We start from the raw sequence: 20,221 nt of genomic DNA, 5'->3' as shown, positions 1-20,221 counted from the left end.
AATTTACTTGATAAGATTCTATAGGCAAGCCCTACCCTAAATATTTATCATGATATCTGAAAAACACCTCATACGGAAAACCTTATATGAGCCTTACCTCCCCCTCCTAAATAATGATGTGTGGTGATACAACAAGATAAGCAAGGACACAAAATCCCCTTTTACATTATTTAAGCTTTATGAAATGTCTTCAGTTTTTGGGCTTTCTGCTCATAAAGACCATCTCTTCTATAATCTTCCGGTATGCCAATAATTGCATTCTTCTCATAAAGTTTAAAGGTATCTTGATCTACTTTTCAATGTTCTCTCCCTTTAAATGCAACGTGATAACTTTTTATTCTATAACACAAGTAAAAATCTTAAAACGAATGACAACATAACTCTAATAAATCATCTTAAAGAGTTTCCCTAAGAAATTATTATAATACAATTGAATTTTTCTGGAAATCATAAACAATTATGTTTAGAAAATATAAAATATAAATCCAAAAGGGGAACAATTCATGAAAAATGAAACAACTTCAGCATCACAGGATGCAAGAAAACGTGTTTTTGCTATTATAGCAAGCGCATCAGGAAATCTCGTAGAATGGTATGATTTTTACGTTTACTCATTTGCATCAATTTATTTTGCATCACAATTCTTTCCCTCCGATGGTGATACGATTACGCCACTGTTAAAAACCGCGGGTGTGTTTTTTATTGGCTTTCTTATGCGCCCTATTGGAGCTTGGTTTTTAGGATTTGTCGCCGATCGTTATGGACGTAAACGCTCGATGCTTATATCCATTTTTATGATGTGTGGTGGCTCTTTTTTCATCGCCATACTTCCCACCTATGAAACCTTAGGAATAACATCAGCAATCCTTTTACTTTTAGCTCGGATGATGCAAGGACTTTCAGCGGGTGGTGAATATGGTACAGCAGCCACTTATATGAGCGAAGTTGCTCTCAAAAAACATCGTGGGCTTTTTGCTTCTTTCCAATCAGCCACCCTTATTACAGGTCAACTTCTTGCCAGCTTCATTATATTTATTCTAGCATCTTATCTCTCTGAAGATCAGTTAAAAGCATGGGGATGGCGCATTCCTTTTGTGATTGGTGGTTTCGGGGCAGTGATTGCGATTTATCTGCGTCGTTCTCTCCACGAAACAACCACGAAAGAAAGCCGCTCTCACAAACACTCTGGCAGTCTTAAGGAACTTCTCACCAAGCATACAAAAGCCGTTGTCGTAATTGCATGCTTTGCATCAGGAGGATCACTCACATTTTACACCTTTACGACTTATATGCAAAAATATCTAATCACAACCACCGGCTTTGATAAACATACCGCAACAACGATTATGACAGCTGTACTATTTATTTTCATCCTATTCCAACCCATAGCTGGTATCATAGCCGATAAAATTGGAACAAAAACTTTACTTATCATTTGGAGTATACTCTCTGTCATCTTTACATTTCCTGGACTCTGGATAATCGGTAATACGCATAGTATATGGGTTGCCTTTTCCGTCATTATTGGCTTGCTCTTCATTATGAGCATGTATACATCCATCTCTGGTGTCGTCAAATCAGCAATGTTTCCCTCTTCAATACGCGCATTAGGCGTTAGCATCTCTCATGCCATTGGCAACGCCTTATTTGGTGGTTCTGCTGAATACGTCGCGCTTGGATTAAAAAAGTACGGTCATGAATCACTCTTTTATTTTTATATAACCGTCGTGATGATCATGGCATTCATTGCTCTTCTCTTTGTCCCGAGTATGCGTAAAGGAGGCTACCTCCAAGAGGATGAAAAACATTAACCCTTTTTATCAATGAAAAAGCCCAAGAAATTGGGCTTTTTTTATCATTATCACAAATTTAATATTGTTTAAATTTTATGAAGTGCATTAAGGTGCTTAGCAACTAGATAATAAAAAGTCAGTCGACTTTTTCTACGCTCTCCAGACATCATCTCAGCCACTTTTGAAACAGCCATTTTAGCACTCTTCTCATCGGCTTCTAAAACATCTTGAACCCATTTTTCAACACGTTCTAACTCTTTTGGATCCGATGTAGCAACAAGCGCTGCATCCTGCTTTTTCATCACCAAAGCTAAACGACGGCTAAGTCGTTCTACTGCTGCTTCATCGGGATTTGAATCATATAGTTTAATATCTGCTAAATTATTTGTCATTTTGCATCATCTCCTCTCCAAAAATGAGCGGACTATACTTTACAGCCGCATCATATAGCTCCATAAATAATTAGAGGATTAAAAATATTAACAACCCCCCCTTTTCCTAAGACTGTTCTTCATCTATATTTAGAGGGCTGGTTTACCAGCTATGGTAATAAATGGACGGTGAAATAAACCTATTGGACCCGGGGGCGGTACCCGGCGCCTCCACCAAAATATAAGAAACCAAAGTTATATTTTGGTGGGGGCGAAATAGGATCGACAAGGGTGTAAAGATCGCTCTTTTACTCGGCATTGTACCACCGTTATCGGGCTAAATGAGTAGTTGCAAATGACAACTATGCGGAAGCACGTCTCGCCGCTTAAGGTGGTGTGAATGTTTCAATTTGAGCCTTAAACCGTCGCAGGTTTAAGCGGGGTTCGGAGGCACCTGGCAACAGAAGCCTTCACTTTTTTAAATGTTGTTGATTGATCTTTCAGACGTTATCAGACATTATTTACCATAGAGTTTCGTATTTATTCGATTTATTGAGGTGCATCGTAGAAAAAATACTGCTAATTTAAAATATATTCTGTCACACAATATCAATACGCCCCATTCTGCTACGTGAAATAAAAGGAATAAACTTCGATGGTTAAAGATCAAATCCGTTACGATATTCTCGTTCAGGATGCGCTTCGTGGAGTTATCCGTAAAGTTTTATCGGAAGTTGCCAAAGCAGGTCTTCCGGGAAATCATCATTTTTTTATAACTTTTTTGACAAATGCCCCAGGCGTTAAAATTTCTCCTCGGCTAAAAAATCGCTATCCCGAGCAAATGACAATCGTCTTACAACATCAATTTAGAGATCTCAGTGTTTCAGAAACAGCTTTCGAAGTAACCCTCTCTTTCAGGGAAATAACCGAAAAGCTCGTGATTCCTTTTACTTCCATTCAGGTCTTTTATGATCCTGTAGCAGCATTTGAAGCAGCATTTGATCTGCCCTCAAATCTGACCTCTGGAGAAAGTGAAAATTCAGAAAATACCTCAACTACGCCCATTACCTTATCAAACAAACAAAAAATAGAAAATACGCTTACAAAAGAACAAAATCTCAGTACAAACAAAGAACCTTCAAATAACGATGCAAAACAAAGTCAAAGTGCTGATGTTGTATCTTTAGATTCCTTTCGGAAAAAATAATTTTTCTCATGACTGAATTGATTAATCTTCGCCAATTTCGAAAACAAAAAAAACGTACAGAAAAATCTCTTCGTGCTGAGCAAAATCGTTATCGTTTTGGACGAACAAAAACTGAAAAAAATTTTGAGCAACAAAAATCTTTAAAAACGCAAAAATTTCTTGATCAAAATCGTTTACGAAACGACGAGTAAAGGTGGAAAAATGCACGAAAATAATTCTATCGATTGGTCAAAAGTCATTCCACGAAAGATATCTGTTCGCGTTGATGGACACGCAACAAGCGTCTCTTTAGAACCACCATTTTTAGATATTCTAAAAGATATAGCCCGCCAAAAAGGACAATCTTTAGCCTTTATTATCACCGATATTGATAGCAAAAGACCACAACAAGTAAATCTTTCGGCTTCGTTACGCGTTTATGCCCTTCAAAGCGTTCTCACCCAGCGCCTTTAATGTTTGTGCTTATTTTTTTACGTTCTCTTTCTGTTTGTTTAACTGAAACTGTTGTGACTTTTTAAGAGAAGTTTTTTTAATCTAGAACTTCAATAAAAAAAAGACTACAAAAGAGAGATAATGAGTAATTTTTCTGATCACACCATACCTTTCTTTGAAGAAGATTCCCCTCCAGACCATGATAAGAAGAGCTCTGGTTTTTTCTCCCATACTCTAAAAGAACAAAAATCATATAACACAGATTATTTAGAACAACTCAATCCAGAACAGCAACAAGCTGTTATGAATACTGAGGGACCTCTTTTAGTTCTTGCAGGTGCTGGTACAGGAAAAACGCGCGTTTTAACAACCCGTATTTCTCACATTTTACGCTCTGGACTTGCCTCTCCTCAGCAAATACTTGCTGTCACTTTCACCAACAAAGCAGCACGTGAAATGAAAATACGTATTGGTGAACTTATTGGAGAAGTTGTTGAAGGTATGCCTTGGCTTGGAACCTTTCATTCCACTGGCGCTAAAATTTTACGCCGTCACGCAGAACTTGTTGATTTAAAAAGCAACTTTACAATTCTCGATAGCGATGATGTTCTTCGACTTTTAAAACAGCTTATTCAAGCTGAAGGATTAGACGATAAGCGTTGGCCCGCACGAAACCTTGCCATGATGATTGATTCTTGGAAAAATCAAGGACTTTCACCAAAACATATCTCAAAAAGTGATGCTCATTCCTTTGGTAACGGCATGGGACATGAACTTTATCACAATTATCAAAATCGATTAAAAGATCTTAATGCTTGTGATTTTGGTGACCTTCTACTTCATTCTATCTCTATCTTCCAACATAATCCAGATATTCTTCGCGAATATCATTCTCAATTTCGTTATATTCTTGTCGATGAATATCAAGATACAAATACAGCACAATATCTTTGGCTTCGCCTTTTGGCCCAACATCCTCAAGGTCAACATGTTAATCTTTGTTGTGTTGGCGATGATGATCAATCCATTTATGGATGGCGTGGTGCAAAAGTCGAAAACATATTACGTTTTGAAAAAGATTTTCCTTCTGCTAAAATTATTCGTCTAGAACGCAATTATCGCTCAACATCCCATATTCTCAAAACCGCCTCCCATCTCATTGCTCATAATGAAGAAAGGCTGGGAAAAGTCCTTTTTTCTGCTCAAATAAAGAGTGAGGAAGAAAAGGTAAAAATTCATTCAGCATGGGATTCGGCAGAAGAAGCACGAGCAATCGGAGAAGAAATCGAACGCGCACAACAAACCGGTCATGCATTAAATCATATGGCTATATTGGTACGCGCATCATTTCAAATGCGTGAATTTGAAGATCGCTTTGTAACACTTGGCCTTAATTATCGCGTTATTGGTGGTCCTCGTTTTTATGAGCGAATGGAAATACGTGATGCCATGGCTTATTTACGCGTTGTTGTCCAACCTACTGATGATTTAGCTTTTGAGCGTGTTATTAATACACCAAAACGCGGCATAGGAGATGCAACCCTGCGCATTCTTTATGAGAGTGCACGTGCACGTGCTGTTCCTCTCTTTTCTGCTGCCGCTGACATCATTGAAACAGATGAATTAAAGCCTAAGGCGCGCAGTGCGTTACGAAGCCTCATTGAAAGCTTCCGCCGCTGGCAAAATATGCTTCAAGACACTCCTCATAGAGAACTTGCCGAGATCGTCCTTGATGATTCTGGTTATACAACCATGTGGTTAGAAGATCGCTCACCAGAGGCTCCTACAAGACTAGAAAATCTTAAAGAAATGATTCGTTCCATGGAACAATTTGAAAATCTTCAAAGTTTTTTGGAACATGTTGCACTCGTTATGGAAACGGAAAATAATGAAAATATAGATGCAGTCAACATCATGACACTTCATTCAGCCAAAGGACTTGAATTTGAAACAGTTTTTCTTCCAGGTTGGGAAGAAGGACTCTTTCCCCACCAACGCTCATTAGATGAAGGTGGACGTTCAGGATTAGAAGAAGAACGGCGCCTTGCTTACGTAGGTCTAACAAGAGCAAAAAAACATTTGCATATATGGTTTGTATCTAATCGAAGAATTCATGGACTTTGGCAACCTGCTCTTCCCTCCCGTTTTCTAGATGAATTACCAGCAGAACATATAGAAGTTGTAGAAATGGAAACATCCTATGGTGGTTATGGAAAATCTTCCTTTCAACATCACGATTCCTTTTATACTGACTATGCAACAGCAAGACAAAAGCGTGCACAAAAAAACAAGAATATTGAAGGGAAAGTTATCTCTCAATCAATCTCTCATGCACCATCAGATTTTTCTGTCAATGATCGGATTTTTCACATAAAATTTGGTTATGGTCATATTACAGCAATAGACGATCATAAATTGACAATAATGTTCGAAAAAGCCGGAGAAAAGCGTGTACTAGACAATTTTGTAAACAAAGCTTAATTACAAGTAAACCACGATCAGTTTTTTCAAGAAACCACTTTATTTTATTCTGAATGTCATTTCCATTTACGAACAAAGGCTTCAATGGGCAAATTTTGCATATCAGGCAATGCGTTGTGAATTTTATCAAGCGGCCAATCCCACCAAGCCATATCTAAAAGGCATTCTATCACATTATTGGGAAAACGCATCCGCAACCGTTTAGCAGGTACCCCAACGACAATCGTATAAGGCAAAACATCTTTCGTTATAACAGCGTTCGCGCCAATGATAGCGCCATGACCAATTGTCACCCCAGGCATAATAACCGCACCATATCCAATCCACACATCATGCCCAATAATAACACGTTTTGCACAACGCCTTTCACGAAAACCACTATCTAATGCCATATAACGAAAATATTCGTTTGGACGATAGGTTATTTTATGCGTTGAAACGCGCTCCATAGGATGCTCCAACGCATTCATCCGTACATGAGATGCAATAGAACAAAAACGCCCAATATCGCTATAAATAGCCTCACTATTACGTTCTAAATAAGAAAAATCTCCAACGGTTACATCCCGTAAAATCACCCGCTCATTAATTTCCACATAGCGCCCTAATTTACAACCATGCAGCCGTGCCGTCGTATGGATACGAGGCTCACTTTCATGAAACCGAAGATCGTTCTCAATATTCATGCATCTTTCACCAATGTTTCATCATAGATATGGAAAGACATACCAATCAAGCCAATAAAATCAACCATGAAACACACATTGCAAAACAAACCTGCCGATGTTACAATTTCTCGATCTATTTAAGAGAGTCAAACTATGAAAAATGTAATACGCATCTTGGGGCTGACAATCATATTTCTTGCAGGTGTTTTTATTTATGATACGCTGACAAATAAGCCTTTAGGTGATAACTTTACTCTCACTGATTCTAATGGAAAAAATATTACTGAGGCTGATGTTCGAAGCAAGCCTTCAATAATTTTTTTCGGCTTCACTATGTGTCCTGAAAGCTGCCCTACCACACTGATGAATCTTGATCGATGGCTTACAGCCCTTGGGCCTGAAGCTGATAAATTAGGTATATGGTTTGTGACTGTTGATCCTGAACGAGACACACCAAAAGTACTCCATGATTATCTCAGTAATTTTAACAATAAAATTGTTGGCATCAGCGGAGATCCTGAAAAAGTTCATAAAATGGTCAATTCTTTCAACATCGTTGCTGAAAAAGTCCCTGAAACAGATGGAAACTATACATATAACCATACAGCAGCAATTTTTTTACTCAAAAAAGGTGGAAAATTAGCTGGCGTTATCCGTTATGACACGAAAGAAAGCGATAGCGAATTAAAAGATGAAATCGCCATTGAACGGTTAAAAAAACTCATCTTAAACTAAAAAAACCGATCAAAAGAAAGAACAGCATGTCGCAACAAATTCGCCTCTATTATACTGCTTCTAAAAATGAAGCAGAACGGTTCTATACCCTTATAGAAACAGCCTTTGACGAAGAAGGGTATCCTCTTGCTCTCACAGAGATAGATGAACAAAATGCTGTATATGAGCTTTCTCTATATGTCGATCAAGACAATCAAGAGAACGCATTGAAACGTTTTGCTCAAATCCTTTCTATAGATTTTGATAAAATTAATATGGAAGTTTTACCCAACATTGATTGGGTACAAAAAAGCCTAGAAGGACTAAAACCTGTGCAAGCTGGTCCTTTTTTTCTTCATGGAAGTCACAACCGAAACGCCATTCCAGCAAATGTTCTCCCTATTGAAATTGAAGCTAATCAAGCTTTTGGCACCGGACATCATGGAACAACAGCCGGTTGTTTAGAAATGATTGCCAAAGTCATGAAACACGAAAATCCCAAAAATGCCCTTGATCTTGGTACTGGGAGCGGTGTACTAGCCATTGGCATAGCAATGCTCAAACCAATTCCTGTGCTTGCATCCGATATTGACCCAATTGCTGTTCAAGTTGCACAACACAATATCGAATTCAATGGTGTCAAGGAATATATTACAGCTATTACAGCAACAGATTTTGCCCATGATGCAATTGCATCACGAACCCCTTTTGATCTCATCGTTGCCAATATCCTTGCTAATCCGCTTATTGAACTTGCGCAAGAAGTGGTAAAGGCACTTCAAAAAGGGGGATCACTTATACTCTCTGGAATTCTTGAAGAACAACATGCCCATGTTTTGGAGACTTATATAAAACAAGGAATGAAGCATATCGAAACATACCACCGGCAAGGATGGGTTACGATACATCTGAAATAAAAGAAAAGAAAAGGACGTCGTTATGTATCAATCTTTTGAGGCGACAACAAATCCTGCTTATACAGCAGAACGCATTTCTTGCCTTCGTAAAGAACTCGATCACCTTGGACTCGATGGTTTTCTTGTTCCGCGGTGCGATGAGCATCAAGGAGAATATGTCCCCCCTCATGCTCAACGCCTTAGCTGGTTAACCGGCTTTACTGGATCAGCTGGGATTGCACTGATTTTAAAAAACAAAGCCATCATATTTACAGATGGGCGATATAAGCTCCAAGTTCGCCAACAAACTGATCCTGATATTTTTAATTATGAAGATCTCATAACTTGTCCTCCCTCACAATGGCTTGAAAAAAATGGTCAAAAACTTTCTATTGGCTTTGATCCATGGCTCCACACGATTGCTGCCACCGATGCATTGAGAAACGCATTAGAAACGAAAGCAGGTGGAAAACTTGTAGAAGTTCAACATAATCCCATTGATTTGCTCTGGCATAATCAACCAAAATTACCACAATCTGCCTTATCAATTCACCCTCTCAAATATGCTGGGTGCGATACAGATGAAAAACTCGCTTTGATTTACAAAGATATACAGCAAACTCATGCAAATGCTTTTATTTTTACAGACCCCTCTTCCATTGCATGGACATTCAATATACGGGGCAATGATGTTTCCAACACGCCTTTTTCCCTTTGTTTTGCTCTCATTCCACTTAACGAAACACCAGCCTTATTCATTGACAGCAAAAAACTTGGTGTAGAACAGAAACAATATCTGGAACGTTATGCAAAATTATATGAACCAGAACAGCTTATTCCCAAGATCAAAGAGTATGTTCAAAAAGGGACCGTGTTTGCCTTAGATCCACAGCTAACATGCGAAAAATTACGAACTGTTATTGAAGAAAAAAATAGCTCTTTTATCACACTTACCGATCCTGCTGCTCTACCACGTGCCATTAAAAATGACACAGAACTCAATGGCGCACGCAAAGCGCATCTACGCGATGGTGTTGCCCTAACCCGTTTTTTTTCTTGGTTAGATAAACAAATACCAGGGTCAATAAGTGAAATTTCTGCTGCTCAAAAATTAGAAGAATTTCGCATAAATACAGCAAACGAAATGGGAGAAAAACTTAAAGATCTTTCTTTTGATACAATTTCAGCAGCAGGAGAAAATGGCGCCATTATTCATTATCGTGTAACAACACAAACAAATAAACAACTCAATGCTGGTGAACTTTATCTTGTTGATTCAGGTGGCCAATATCGTGATGGAACGACAGATGTCACACGTACAGTAGCAATTGGGAATATTGGAGAAGAAGAAAAACGCTGTTTCACTCTTGTTCTCAAGGGCATGATTGCTCTTTCAACTGCTTGCTTTCCCAAAAGAACCCGTGGACAAGACATTGATATTCTAGCACGCATTGCATTGTGGAAAGCTGGTTTTGATTATGCTCATGGCACCGGTCATGGTGTTGGGTCTTATCTTTCTGTTCATGAAGGACCACAAAATATTTCCCGCAAAGGATGCCAAGAACTCATCTCCGGTATGATTCTTTCAAACGAACCAGGATATTATCGCGAAGGTGCTTTTGGTATCCGTCTTGAAAATTTGATGATAGTAAAGCCAGCACAAAAAATTGATGGTGGAGATATAGAAATGCTCTCGTTTGAGACACTCACACATTGCCCCATTGATCGACGGTTAATCCTTCCAGAGCTTTTGACACAAGAAGAACGGCAATGGCTCAATGATTACCATGCGCGCGTTTATCAGATGAATGCACCTTACTTAAATGAAGAAGATAAAAAATGGGCAAAAGAAGCAACAATGCCCCTTTAAATGAAGCAACCTATAACTTTTACCCTTTCTACAAAAACAGCACCGTCTTTTTTTAGAGAAAAATATGTACTTGCGTCAGGAAATACAAAAAATATTTCTACAAGATACTTCACGTTTTTTCTGATATGGCAAACACTGACCTAGGTGAAGCAGAGTGAGATACGCCTGCACGTGGTTAATGCTTATTTTGGGTATTACCATCTAGACACTACCATATCCCTAGTTTCTTTATATGGAAACTCTCGTTATATTTTGTAATCCTTCGCATCGTATTTCTAAAACACCTATTATAACCAGCTTATTACGCTGTTTGGATTCAAAAATTCTGCATATTTATTCGAATAAATTTTACCTTTTTGTTTGCTTCACAATGATAATTTATATTATTTTAATTCTTGAATCATTTTCAATAGTTGTAATTCATTATAATACATATTGCTACAATAAAATAGAATCTGCTATGAAATAAAATTAAGTATTTAGAATTAAAAGAAGGAGCATGCTGATAACATCAGCGTTAAAGTTTTTTATTTATTTGCATAGTTAACAGTAAAATATTATTTTCTAGACTATTACTTACTGTTGAAAAAAAGTTACCCACAATATAGATAGTTTCCAACTACACAGTATAAAAACAACATATATGGAGGCATGTGTTTTGACCTGAATGTGTTATTCAGCTAAAAATTAACAACAATAACAGAGGATATGAAAAATACACAATAAAACGTGTGTCTTATAGCTTGTTAGTTAACAAAATCTTAAGCACAGATCTTAGTAATCTATATCCTTTCCTTATCCAGTATTTTAGAAATAAAGTGACTATCCTAATGCGTATAATTTTATTTTGTTCCGTAATATTATTATTTGGATACTATATTGGGCCTTCTGTATTGAAGGAAATTACTAAATTTAAGCGAATTCCTATTGCTTTATTTTCTGAAAATCAAGTCATTACTCCAAATCAGTACGATAAATTATACGAAGAGTACGTAAAGACACAATATCCTGATAATATATACGAAGAGCGCCTAGAAATTGCAAAAAAATATCTGGATAATAAGAGTTATGGTGTATATCATGTTCTAAGCCCTGGGATGGTAGTACTAATTCCTGAAAATATAAATCTTATCCATGCGAAAGTTGTTTGGTGTGCATGCCTTGTGGACTTATTACAGGGAGAGTACAATAAAAAATTTCCAGCATTATCCCTACCTACCTACATACATAAGCTACGTTCTCAATATAATTGGAAAGAAAACGATTTCATTTGGGCAAAAAATTTGGTCATGAACTCGACAGATCCAATGTTTAGATACGCACGAATGATATTTAATTCTGAAATATTCTCAATCCAAATACTAGCTCTAATAAACGAAATTTCCTATGCTGAGAAATTTGAGAGAGATGAAGGAAGTCAGGAAAAAAATTATGCTGCTAGACGCATTAGCGAATATCCGAAATTTTGTAATGAAATTGGACAAGTGTACCATCTAATAATGCCTGATAAGTATAGGTACCAGTAATCTTTTATAAATTCAACATAATAAACAACTCGCATTTATATCCCTTATTCATTTATAGCGGAATGTTTTATTATATTTTGTAATCTTCCGCGTTACATTTCTATTACGGCATTTTGGATTAAATTCTACATATTTGTTCAAAAATTTTACCTTTCTTCACAGTAATAATTTATATCTTTTACTAATAATAACCTTGCATATTCTTCATCATAATAGTTTAAGTTTAATATTTAAGTTCAACGTTAATTATTTTAATAACTTAATAAATATCAAAGTATATGGCGCTCTATTTTTGCAAAAAACAGCTCCTATTATCCCCTTTTTGATTTCATCCCCCCAAAAAATGTAAGAAAGATAATCATATCAACAGTATACGATCTTCTGGGAAACACCCTTTAAATATTATGTTTCTCAATCAGCTGTAGCCAAACCTCTTCATCGATAACCTCAACACCTAATTCTTCAGCTTTAGCCAATTTGGAGCCCGCTCTAGGTCCTGCAACAAGAAGATCTGTTTTTTTAGAAAGTGAACCAGATGTTTTAGCCCCTAATCGCTCTGCCAATGCTTTTGCTTCATCGCGTGACATATGCGACAAAGTTCCTGTAAAAACAATGATCTTCTCCGCTATTGGTGAAGAATCTGCTATGATAGGCTCTTCATCAAGAGGTGTTACTTCTTCAAGCAAAACAGATAAAATCTCACGGTTATGCGCTTCTTGATAAAAATCAACAATTGCGCTCCCTACCTGTGGTCCAATTCCTTCGATATTGGTAAGCTCCATCCAAGCCTCATTTCCTTCTTCATTTTTCTTATCACATGGCATAAGTGCTTCCATAGCCGCGGTCTCAAAAGCTGTATAATTTTTATAAGCACGTGCAAGGCGGCGTGCATTCACTTCGCCAACATGACGAATCCCTAATGCAAACAAAAAACGGCTCAAAGGAATTTCTCGGCGCGCATTAATGGCATCATACAATTTCCGCACTGAAACAGTACCAAAACCTTCCATATTTTCCAAACGTATCAAAGATTTTTCTTGGCGCCGTTGTAACGTAAAAATATCGGCTGGTGTATGAATACAAAGCGCTTCATCTTGAACATGGAAAAAGAACTCCACTTGTTTTTTACCCAAGCCCTCAATATCAAAAGCATTGCGTGAAACAAAATGACGAATACGTTCAATCGCTTGTGCCGGACAAATAAGCCCCCCTGTACAGCGACGCACGGCTTCTCCCACTTCACGAACAGCATGACTCCCACAAGCTGGGCACAAATGAGGAAAAATAAAAACAGCAGCATCTTTCGGGCGTTTTTCAATGATAACATCAATAACTTGAGGGATCACATCACCAGCACGTTGTACAATCACGCTATCGCCTACACGGATATCACGTCCTTCACGAATGGGCTCTCCTTTATGACCAATTCCCTTAATATAATCCTCATTATGCAAACTAGCATTGGTCACCACCACTCCACCAACAGTAATAGGCGTAAGACGTGCAACAGGTGTCAAAGCTCCCGTGCGACCAACTTGAATGTCAATATCTTCCAAAAGCGCTATCGCTTTTTCTGCTGGAAATTTATGGGCGATAGCCCAACGCGGCGAACGAGAAACAAACCCCAAACGCTTTTGGAGCATCAAATCATTAACCTTATAAACAATGCCATCAATATCATAGCTTAAAGAATGACGGCATTCTTCGATATCGTGATAATACGAAATAATTTCTTTTACTGTCTTAAAGACTTTTGTTAATGGATTGATAACAAAGCCATATTCTTTTAGCTTTTTCATCATCTCCATTTGACTTTCTGCCAATATTTCACTCACCTCACCACAAGCATAAGCAAAAAATTGAAGTTTTCTGCTAGCGGTTATCCGTGAATCAAGCTGACGGAGTGAACCAGCCGCCGCATTTCGAGGATTGGCAAAAGTTAACTTTCCCTTCTCTTGTTGGCTGATATTCAGTGCTTGGAAATCTTCCCGCCCCATATAAACTTCACCGCGAACCTCAATGATATCAGGAAAATCACTTTGTAAAACTTGTGGAATATCAGCAATTGTTCGGGCATTTGCCGTCACATTTTCACCGACAGTTCCATCCCCACGCGTTGCCGCACGCACAAGCCGCCCCTTTTCGTAGCGTAAAGACAAAGATAAACCATCAATTTTTGGCTCCGCTGTTATTTCCAACACTTGTGTTTCTGGAAGCCGTAAAAAACGACGAATACGCTCAACAAATTCACTAACATCTTCAGAGCTAAACGCATTATCAAGTGAAAGCATAGGCTGTGCATGAACAGATTTTTCAAACTTTTCAGAAATTGGTGCCCCAATTTTATGTGAAGGAGAATCAATACGTATAAGCTCTGGAAAAAGAGCTTCAATTTCTGCATTACGGCGGCGCAAAGCATCATATTCTGCATCAGAAATTTCAGGCTGATCATCACGATTATAAAGCACATCATGACGTGCAATTTCTTTTGCCAACCACTCTAATTCACGTTCTGCTTCAACAGCTGTGAGATTTTTATCTGCATCTTTGTTCATAAAATCTATTCCAAATTACAAGCACTGCCACAAGGATTTCCACACGCATCCTCATCAAGTGAATCTCAATAAATACAAGCTTTCCAGTATTTTTATCGCTGACTAATTACCTTTATGCTAGAAGCTTTTGAGCCGCTGCACGCGCTTCTTCAGTAATCTGTTCTCCAGCCAACATACGGGCAATTTCTTCTGCACGCTCATGCTCTTCCATTTTATGAATCGCAGTAACAAAGCGTCCTTTATCATGACTCTCAATTTTTGAAATAAGAAAATGACCATGCGCTTTCGATGCAACCTGTGGAGCATGCGTAATAGCGAAAACTTGGACATGTTCTGATAAGCATTGCAACCGTTGCCCAATAGCCGCTGCAACAGCCCCCCCAACGCCTGTATCAATTTCATCAAAAATCAGCGTCGGTGCTGATCCTCGATCAGATAAAACAACTTTTAATGCCAGCAAAAAACGAGATAATTCACCGCCAGAAGCCACACTAAGCATGGGACCGGCCCGTGTGCCAGGATTTGTTCGTACCCAATATTCAACACGATCACATCCCTCTGCACTCCGCTTTTCCATATCACTTTGCATTTCAACAATAAATTCAGCCCTCTCTAATTTCAATGCCGGTAGCTCAGTCATCACGCTTTCAGACAAGTTCTTTGCAACCTCTTGACGTTTTATTGACAACGCTTGCGCTAACATATCATATTTTTTTTGTGCTTGTCTTGCCTCATCTTCAAAGCGTGTCAATATAGTCTGAGCCTCTTCAAAATCAGCGAGTTCTGCATCCATTTTATCGCGTAACTGAATCAATTCATCCGCTGAAACTTGATATTTACGAGCAAAACCCCGAAGAGAAAAAAGACGCTCTTCTATCCGTTCCAATTCATCAGGTTCAAAATCTAATGCTCGTATTGCCGTCTCAATACCTTCTTGTGCTGTTGCAAGTGCATGCAATGCCTCATCAATAGATTTCACCACTGGTACAATAAGTTCTTGCGCCTCAGGAATTTTCCGCTCCAAACGCCTCACCAAATTAGAAAGTACTGGGATTGGTGATTTTTGACCCGTTAAAAGATCATCCGCTTCTTTAATATCTGTCGCTATTTTTTCTAATTTAAGCATATCAGCACGACGAAGAGAAAGAGCTTCCTCTTCACCAACTTTAAAATCAAGCTTTTCAAGCTCTTCTACACACGCACGAAGATAATCAACCTCACGTACGGCACTCTCTACTTTAAGACGCTGCCGTTGCAAACGCTCCTCAAATTCACGCCATGAGTGATAACACTGACGCAAATTTTCCACTTCATCTTCAAGACCACCAAAGGCATCTAATAATTGGCGATGTGTAGCAACATCAACAAGCGCACGATCATCATGTTGTCCATGGATTTCAACCAGCAAACGGCCAACACTCCGCATCAATGCAACACTAGACACCTGATCATTGATAAAAACACGGCTACGTCCATCACTTGATTGCACACGTCGTAAAATAATATCACCCTCATCATCAAGACCATTCTCACGAATAAGTTGACGTGCAGGATGTGAAACAGACACATCAAAAACAGCTGTGACCTGCCCGCGGTCAGCACCATGACGCACAAGCGAAGCATCACCCCGCCCCCCTAGAGCAAGTGATAAAGCATCAAGGAGAATAGACTTCCCCGCACCTGTTTCTCCAGTTAAAACCGTCAACCCCGCCGTAAAATGAATATCAAGCGTTTCGATCAAAACAATATTATGAATCGAAAGCTGTACCAACATAGAGAATCAACGTACCCTCTTCTTATCACCACCTAAAGCATTTGAGATCCAAGAAGATTTATGCTCACGTGGCGATATTTTATTCTTCTGCAAGAGATTATAAGAAAATTTATACCACTCACTTTTGGGATAATTACGTCCTAAAATAGCTGCTGCCGTCTGTGCTTCCGCCGTTAAGCCGAGAGCAAGATTAACCTCAGTCAAGCGGAAAAGCGCTTCTTCAATTTGATTTGTATCAGAATACTCTTCAACCACGGTACGAAACCGTCTACTTGCCGCAAGGTAACGCCGCCCCTCTTCATAATAACGGCCAATCTGCATTTCTTTACCAGCCAGCTGTTCGCGACCAAAACGGATTTTATCCTTAGCATCCTTGACATACTCAGAATTAGGATAACGCTCTATAAGAAGCTGCATAGCAGCAATAGCACGTTTCGTATCACGTTGATCACGTGTAACATCAGGAATCCGACGGAAAGAAGAAAGACCAATAATATAATACGCATAAGCCGAGTCAGTCGACCCTGGATAAAGAGTAATATAGCGTTGAGCCATACTAATTGAATCATCATACTTTCCGAGTCGATAATTAGTAAAAGCACCCATGACCAAAGATTTACGCCCCCAGTCTGTATAAGCGTACTGTTTTTCAATCTTCAAAAACTTCTTCGATGCATCCCCAAGCCGCCCACTTTCAAGGCTAGCAAGCGCCTGATTATAGAGAACATCTGGTGGCTCTATTTTCAAAACATAAGCAGATGGATCAAGGGTTTTTTTCTCTTTAAAGAGACATCCCGCTAACATACAGGTGCTTCCTAAAAGTACCACCCCCAATATCTTGCGTACAATGTTAGATTTTCTATATGTCATATTTCCAATGCACACATGAGATTTTTTCATAGTTTTTCCGGCCTCCAGAGAATATCACCTTGTAGCAAAAACAATTTATTAAAGTTTTTATACCATATCACTTTAAAATCCACATAACCAATTTAGCAGTTTAGGTCAATCATCCCCTTAAAAATCAAATAAACGATAAAAAAATCTTGTCAATTTTCTTTTACTCTTTCTCTAAAAAGCTTTTTTGGTAATATGATTCGTCTGCCAAAACAGCTTTCACCAATTGCGCATTAATTCTATGCCCACTACAATAAGAACGAAATAATCCAATAAAAGGTGCTCCCAGCAAAGCAGTATCACCAATCGCATCAAGCATCTTGTGCCGAACACATTCATTCTCCCAATAAGGACCATCGGGATTTAAAATTTTATCATTAAGGTCGATAACAAGAGAATTTTCCAAAGAAGCACCTCTCGCCTTTCCAGAAAGCCTTAATTCTTCCACGTCTTTGATAAAACCAAAAGTGCGCGCACGTGACAAATCATCCCTAAACCCTCGTGTGGTAAGATCAAAACTGAAATGTTGCTTACCAATAGCAGAAGAAGGAAAAGAGATCGTTATATCAAAACGACGTCCATCGAATGGCAAAAGCTCTGCAACACCATGAGATCCTTCAACTCGCACCGGCTTTTTTATAATGAAATAAGAACGCAACGCATTTTGCTGTACAATACCAACATCTTCAAAAGCTTGGCAATATAGCCACGCTGAACCATCCAAAATAGGAATCTCATTATGTGACACTTCAATAACAAGATTATCCAAATTATAAGCAGCAATTGCTGCCATCAAATGTTCAATTGTTTCAACCCTTACATCTCCATCTCCAAGTACTGTTGATAATTCAGTTTCTCCTGTTTGCGATGCATGAGCTTGAAATATTTTCTCTGTTCCGTCTAATCCACAACGCTTAAAAACAATACCACACCCAACATCCGCTGGACAAACCTTTACCACTGACAAACAGCCACTGTGAACGCCAATCCCCTTAAATGTTACTGCTTTTTTAAGAGTAGACTGATATTTTGGTACTAAATTCATCATAATCATTTTATTAAATTGCTTGTACATCTTTTAACAAAATTTATAAAATTATAAAGAATATTCATAGTAAATAATAAAAAAAAACCGCTTATAATAAGCGGTTTTTTTTAAAACAAAGTATTTTATCCAAAAAACAGCAATATATTTTACTGTATAATTTTTGACTGATCATTAAAGAAATAATAATTTTTCTTACTTTATCTCACTTTTCATCAATTAATTTGCCTGACGACGTAAAAATGCTGGTATTTCCAACTGATCTTCTTCACTTATAAAAGTACGTTGATCTTGTGGTACCTGAGGGTGCAGCTCACCAGAACGACGTGGAACATACACAGAAGCATCTTGAGAAAGCGCCTGAGAATTTTTATTGTAAACATGAGACTCTTTCTGCTGAGATGATCTAACAGCAGGCTCCAGCCTCGCTTCTGGCTCAGCTTCTTCACGATGTGTCAAGCTCTGTTTCAAACGCTGCCAAAGATTACGAGGACCTTGATCAGTCACAAATGTTCTTTGACTTTGTCCATGAGCAACAGGAGGAAAATCCTTTAACTCAGGCATACGCATTGGAGCGCGCGCTTGCATTTGTTGCATTTGTTTTGGTTGCACTGGCTTTTCTTTTTGCTTCACAACCCCTGTCATCTCATCAAGAACATGTGCTGTTGCCTCCATACTCACAGGAGCCGTCATCGCCTGTTGAGAACCACGGCTTACTTGCATACGAGGCACATTGGATCTCTGTTCCTGAACAGCATTTGAACCATACGCAACAGCATTCGTGGCACTTCGTGTCGTCATTGCTTCTGCAGGTTGTGCAAAAATTTGACTTTTGGGACGGAACTGTTCTCCGGTTGATTTACCCTTCTCTATTTCAAGTGATTCGATCACTTCTACCATTGACTCAGAACGCAGAGGCGATGACTGAACATGAAAAGAACTGTGTGACGTTCCAGGATCGCTCTTGCGTATTGAAGAAGCAGGTCTTTGAATCTGAGGATGAGAGGACTGAACAACATCACTAACTTCACGATCAATACCGGTGGCAACCACAGAAACACGAATAACACCTTCCAATGACTCATCATCAATAGCGCCAAAGATCACATTCGCATCAGCATCCACTTCTTCACGAATACGATTAGCAGCTTCATCAACCTCAAAGAGAGTCATATCACGACCACCTGTAATAGAAATCAGTAAACCACGCGCCCCACGCATAGAGGTATCATCCAACAGTGGGTTTGCAATAGCAGCTTCAGCCGCAGCCAAAGCACGCCCATCACCAGATGCCTCACCCGTTCCCATCATGGCTCGCCCCATTTCGTGCATAACAGAACGAACATCAGCAAAATCAAGGTTAATTAAACCCTCTTTAATCATCAAATCCGTAATGGAAGCAACACCAGAATAAAGCACTTGGTCAGCCATAGCAAAAGCATCAGCAAACGTTGTCTTATCATTTGCAATACGGAAAAGATTTTGATTGGGTATAACAATCAATGTATCGACAGACTTTTGTAATTCTTCAATACCAGCCTCTGCCGTTTTCATACGACGTGCGCCTTCAAACTGAAACGGCTTTGTCACAACACCAACAGTCAAAATACCTTTTTCACGCGCTGCGCGAGCAACAACGGGAGCAGCTCCTGTTCCAGTTCCTCCCCCCATACCAGCAGTAATGAAAACCATATGAGAGTCTGCAAGATGATCAATAATTTCATCAATACATTCCTCTGCCGCCGCTTGTCCAACTTCCGGCAAAGCCCCAGCACCCAAACCTTCTGTCACAGCTGCCCCAAGTTGGATAACACGTTCAGCCTTTGACATAGCCAAAGCCTGTGCATCCGTATTTGCAACAACAAAGTCAACTCCCTGAAGACCAGCATTTATCATATTATTCACGGCATTCCCGCCACCACCTCCAACACCAAAAACGGTAATGCGTGGCTTCAATTCCGCGATATCTGGCCGATGCAGATTAATCGTCAT

Annotated in this window: 16 protein-coding genes and 1 other RNA gene; 10 read left to right on the top strand and 7 right to left on the bottom strand. The window is 38.9% G+C overall.

Annotation, left to right across the window (positions count from 1 at the left end):
• The first annotated feature begins 503 nt into the window (after positions 1–503).
• Positions 504–1,811, top strand: coding sequence for an MFS transporter (locus ACFILL_RS06075; RefSeq protein WP_273790760.1), 1,308 nt, complete (start codon positions 504–506; stop codon positions 1,809–1,811).
• Between the two features lie 68 nt (positions 1,812–1,879).
• Here the strand turns inward: ACFILL_RS06075 and ACFILL_RS06070 are convergent, their stop codons facing one another.
• A complete protein-coding gene (locus ACFILL_RS06070) occupies positions 1,880–2,185 on the bottom strand; it encodes a DUF2853 family protein (RefSeq protein ID WP_273790761.1) in 306 nt (101 codons plus the stop codon).
• Positions 2,186–2,282: 97 nt separating this feature from the next.
• Between ACFILL_RS06070 and ssrA the strand changes: the two genes are divergently transcribed.
• The 5 genes from ssrA (at position 2,283) to ACFILL_RS06045 (ending at position 6,284) form a co-directional block, all read left to right on the top strand.
• Positions 2,283–2,639: a transfer-messenger RNA gene (gene ssrA / locus ACFILL_RS06065) on the top strand.
• Between the two features lie 180 nt (positions 2,640–2,819).
• Positions 2,820–3,371 (top strand): SspB family protein, encoded by a 552-nt coding sequence (locus ACFILL_RS06060; protein WP_375631167.1) that lies wholly within the window; start codon positions 2,820–2,822, stop codon positions 3,369–3,371.
• 8 nt (positions 3,372–3,379) lie between these two features.
• The gene (locus tag ACFILL_RS06055; protein ID WP_273790763.1) at positions 3,380–3,562 is read left to right on the top strand and encodes a DUF4169 family protein; all 183 of its coding nucleotides are present in this window, start codon (positions 3,380–3,382) and stop codon (positions 3,560–3,562) included.
• Between the two features lie 10 nt (positions 3,563–3,572).
• The gene (locus ACFILL_RS06050) at positions 3,573–3,824 is read left to right on the top strand and encodes a ribbon-helix-helix domain-containing protein (protein ID WP_273790764.1); all 252 of its coding nucleotides are present in this window, start codon (positions 3,573–3,575) and stop codon (positions 3,822–3,824) included.
• 120 nt (positions 3,825–3,944) lie between these two features.
• On the top strand, positions 3,945–6,284 hold the full coding sequence (locus ACFILL_RS06045; protein WP_375643459.1) for an ATP-dependent helicase: 2,340 nt from the start codon (positions 3,945–3,947) through the stop codon (positions 6,282–6,284).
• Between the two features lie 56 nt (positions 6,285–6,340).
• Here the strand turns inward: ACFILL_RS06045 and ACFILL_RS06040 are convergent, their stop codons facing one another.
• Complete coding sequence (locus ACFILL_RS06040; protein ID WP_375643457.1) at positions 6,341–6,970, bottom strand: DapH/DapD/GlmU-related protein; 630 nt, start codon at positions 6,968–6,970, stop codon at positions 6,341–6,343.
• A gap of 135 nt (positions 6,971–7,105) precedes the next feature.
• Between ACFILL_RS06040 and ACFILL_RS06035 the strand changes: the two genes are divergently transcribed.
• The 4 genes from ACFILL_RS06035 to ACFILL_RS06020 all read left to right on the top strand — a co-directional run bounded on the left by ACFILL_RS06035 (position 7,106) and on the right by ACFILL_RS06020 (position 11,958).
• Positions 7,106–7,687: an SCO family protein gene (locus tag ACFILL_RS06035; protein WP_273790767.1), complete on the top strand. Its 582-nt coding sequence runs from the start codon at positions 7,106–7,108 to the stop codon at positions 7,685–7,687.
• Between the two features lie 26 nt (positions 7,688–7,713).
• Positions 7,714–8,583, top strand: coding sequence for a 50S ribosomal protein L11 methyltransferase (locus ACFILL_RS06030; protein ID WP_375637653.1), 870 nt, complete (start codon positions 7,714–7,716; stop codon positions 8,581–8,583).
• A gap of 22 nt (positions 8,584–8,605) precedes the next feature.
• Positions 8,606–10,432 (top strand): aminopeptidase P family protein, encoded by a 1,827-nt coding sequence (locus ACFILL_RS06025; protein WP_375643456.1) that lies wholly within the window; start codon positions 8,606–8,608, stop codon positions 10,430–10,432.
• 830 nt (positions 10,433–11,262) lie between these two features.
• Positions 11,263–11,958: a hypothetical protein gene (locus ACFILL_RS06020; RefSeq protein ID WP_375643455.1), complete on the top strand. Its 696-nt coding sequence runs from the start codon at positions 11,263–11,265 to the stop codon at positions 11,956–11,958.
• Between the two features lie 395 nt (positions 11,959–12,353).
• On the opposite strand, the gene ligA is transcribed toward ACFILL_RS06020, so the two are convergent.
• The 5 genes from ligA to ftsZ form a co-directional block, all read right to left on the bottom strand.
• On the bottom strand, positions 12,354–14,513 hold the full coding sequence (ligA, locus tag ACFILL_RS06015) for an NAD-dependent DNA ligase LigA (RefSeq protein WP_375643454.1): 2,160 nt from the start codon (positions 14,511–14,513) through the stop codon (positions 12,354–12,356).
• 112 nt (positions 14,514–14,625) lie between these two features.
• On the bottom strand, positions 14,626–16,287 hold the full coding sequence (recN, locus tag ACFILL_RS06010; RefSeq protein WP_375631174.1) for a DNA repair protein RecN: 1,662 nt from the start codon (positions 16,285–16,287) through the stop codon (positions 14,626–14,628).
• A gap of 6 nt (positions 16,288–16,293) precedes the next feature.
• Positions 16,294–17,187 (bottom strand): outer membrane protein assembly factor BamD, encoded by an 894-nt coding sequence (locus ACFILL_RS06005; RefSeq protein ID WP_273790773.1) that lies wholly within the window; start codon positions 17,185–17,187, stop codon positions 16,294–16,296.
• A 160-nt stretch (positions 17,188–17,347) separates the two neighbouring features.
• The gene (gene lpxC / locus ACFILL_RS06000) at positions 17,348–18,232 is read right to left on the bottom strand and encodes a UDP-3-O-acyl-N-acetylglucosamine deacetylase (protein WP_375631204.1); all 885 of its coding nucleotides are present in this window, start codon (positions 18,230–18,232) and stop codon (positions 17,348–17,350) included.
• Between the two features lie 216 nt (positions 18,233–18,448).
• The gene (gene ftsZ, locus ACFILL_RS05995) at positions 18,449–20,221 is read right to left on the bottom strand and encodes a cell division protein FtsZ (protein ID WP_375631175.1); all 1,773 of its coding nucleotides are present in this window, start codon (positions 20,219–20,221) and stop codon (positions 18,449–18,451) included.

This window comes from Bartonella sp. AP20NXHL (assembly GCF_042196165.1).
Classification (GTDB): Bacteria; Pseudomonadota; Alphaproteobacteria; order Rhizobiales; family Rhizobiaceae; genus Bartonella.
This window is presented reverse-complemented; position numbering and strand designations above follow the sequence as displayed.

Bases quoted from the DNA above. Each gene is read 5' to 3' on its own strand.
- ACFILL_RS06075 (WP_273790760.1), top strand. From the start codon at position 504: ATGAAAAATGAAACAACTTCAGCATCACAGGATGCAAGAAAACGTGTT.
- ACFILL_RS06070 (WP_273790761.1), bottom strand. From the start codon at position 2,185: ATGACAAATAATTTAGCAGATATTAAACTATATGATTCAAATCCCGAT.
- ACFILL_RS06060 (WP_375631167.1), top strand. From the start codon at position 2,820: ATGGTTAAAGATCAAATCCGTTACGATATTCTCGTTCAGGATGCGCTT.
- ACFILL_RS06055 (WP_273790763.1), top strand. From the start codon at position 3,380: ATGACTGAATTGATTAATCTTCGCCAATTTCGAAAACAAAAAAAACGT.
- ACFILL_RS06050 (WP_273790764.1), top strand. From the start codon at position 3,573: ATGCACGAAAATAATTCTATCGATTGGTCAAAAGTCATTCCACGAAAG.
- ACFILL_RS06045 (WP_375643459.1), top strand. From the start codon at position 3,945: ATGAGTAATTTTTCTGATCACACCATACCTTTCTTTGAAGAAGATTCC.
- ACFILL_RS06040 (WP_375643457.1), bottom strand. From the start codon at position 6,970: ATGAATATTGAGAACGATCTTCGGTTTCATGAAAGTGAGCCTCGTATC.
- ACFILL_RS06035 (WP_273790767.1), top strand. From the start codon at position 7,106: ATGAAAAATGTAATACGCATCTTGGGGCTGACAATCATATTTCTTGCA.
- ACFILL_RS06030 (WP_375637653.1), top strand. From the start codon at position 7,714: ATGTCGCAACAAATTCGCCTCTATTATACTGCTTCTAAAAATGAAGCA.
- ACFILL_RS06025 (WP_375643456.1), top strand. From the start codon at position 8,606: ATGTATCAATCTTTTGAGGCGACAACAAATCCTGCTTATACAGCAGAA.
- ACFILL_RS06020 (WP_375643455.1), top strand. From the start codon at position 11,263: ATGCGTATAATTTTATTTTGTTCCGTAATATTATTATTTGGATACTAT.
- ligA (WP_375643454.1), bottom strand. From the start codon at position 14,513: ATGAACAAAGATGCAGATAAAAATCTCACAGCTGTTGAAGCAGAACGT.
- recN (WP_375631174.1), bottom strand. From the start codon at position 16,287: ATGTTGGTACAGCTTTCGATTCATAATATTGTTTTGATCGAAACGCTT.
- ACFILL_RS06005 (WP_273790773.1), bottom strand. From the start codon at position 17,187: ATGAAAAAATCTCATGTGTGCATTGGAAATATGACATATAGAAAATCT.
- lpxC (WP_375631204.1), bottom strand. From the start codon at position 18,232: ATGATGAATTTAGTACCAAAATATCAGTCTACTCTTAAAAAAGCAGTA.
- ftsZ (WP_375631175.1), bottom strand. From the start codon at position 20,221: ATGACGATTAATCTGCATCGGCCAGATATCGCGGAATTGAAGCCACGC.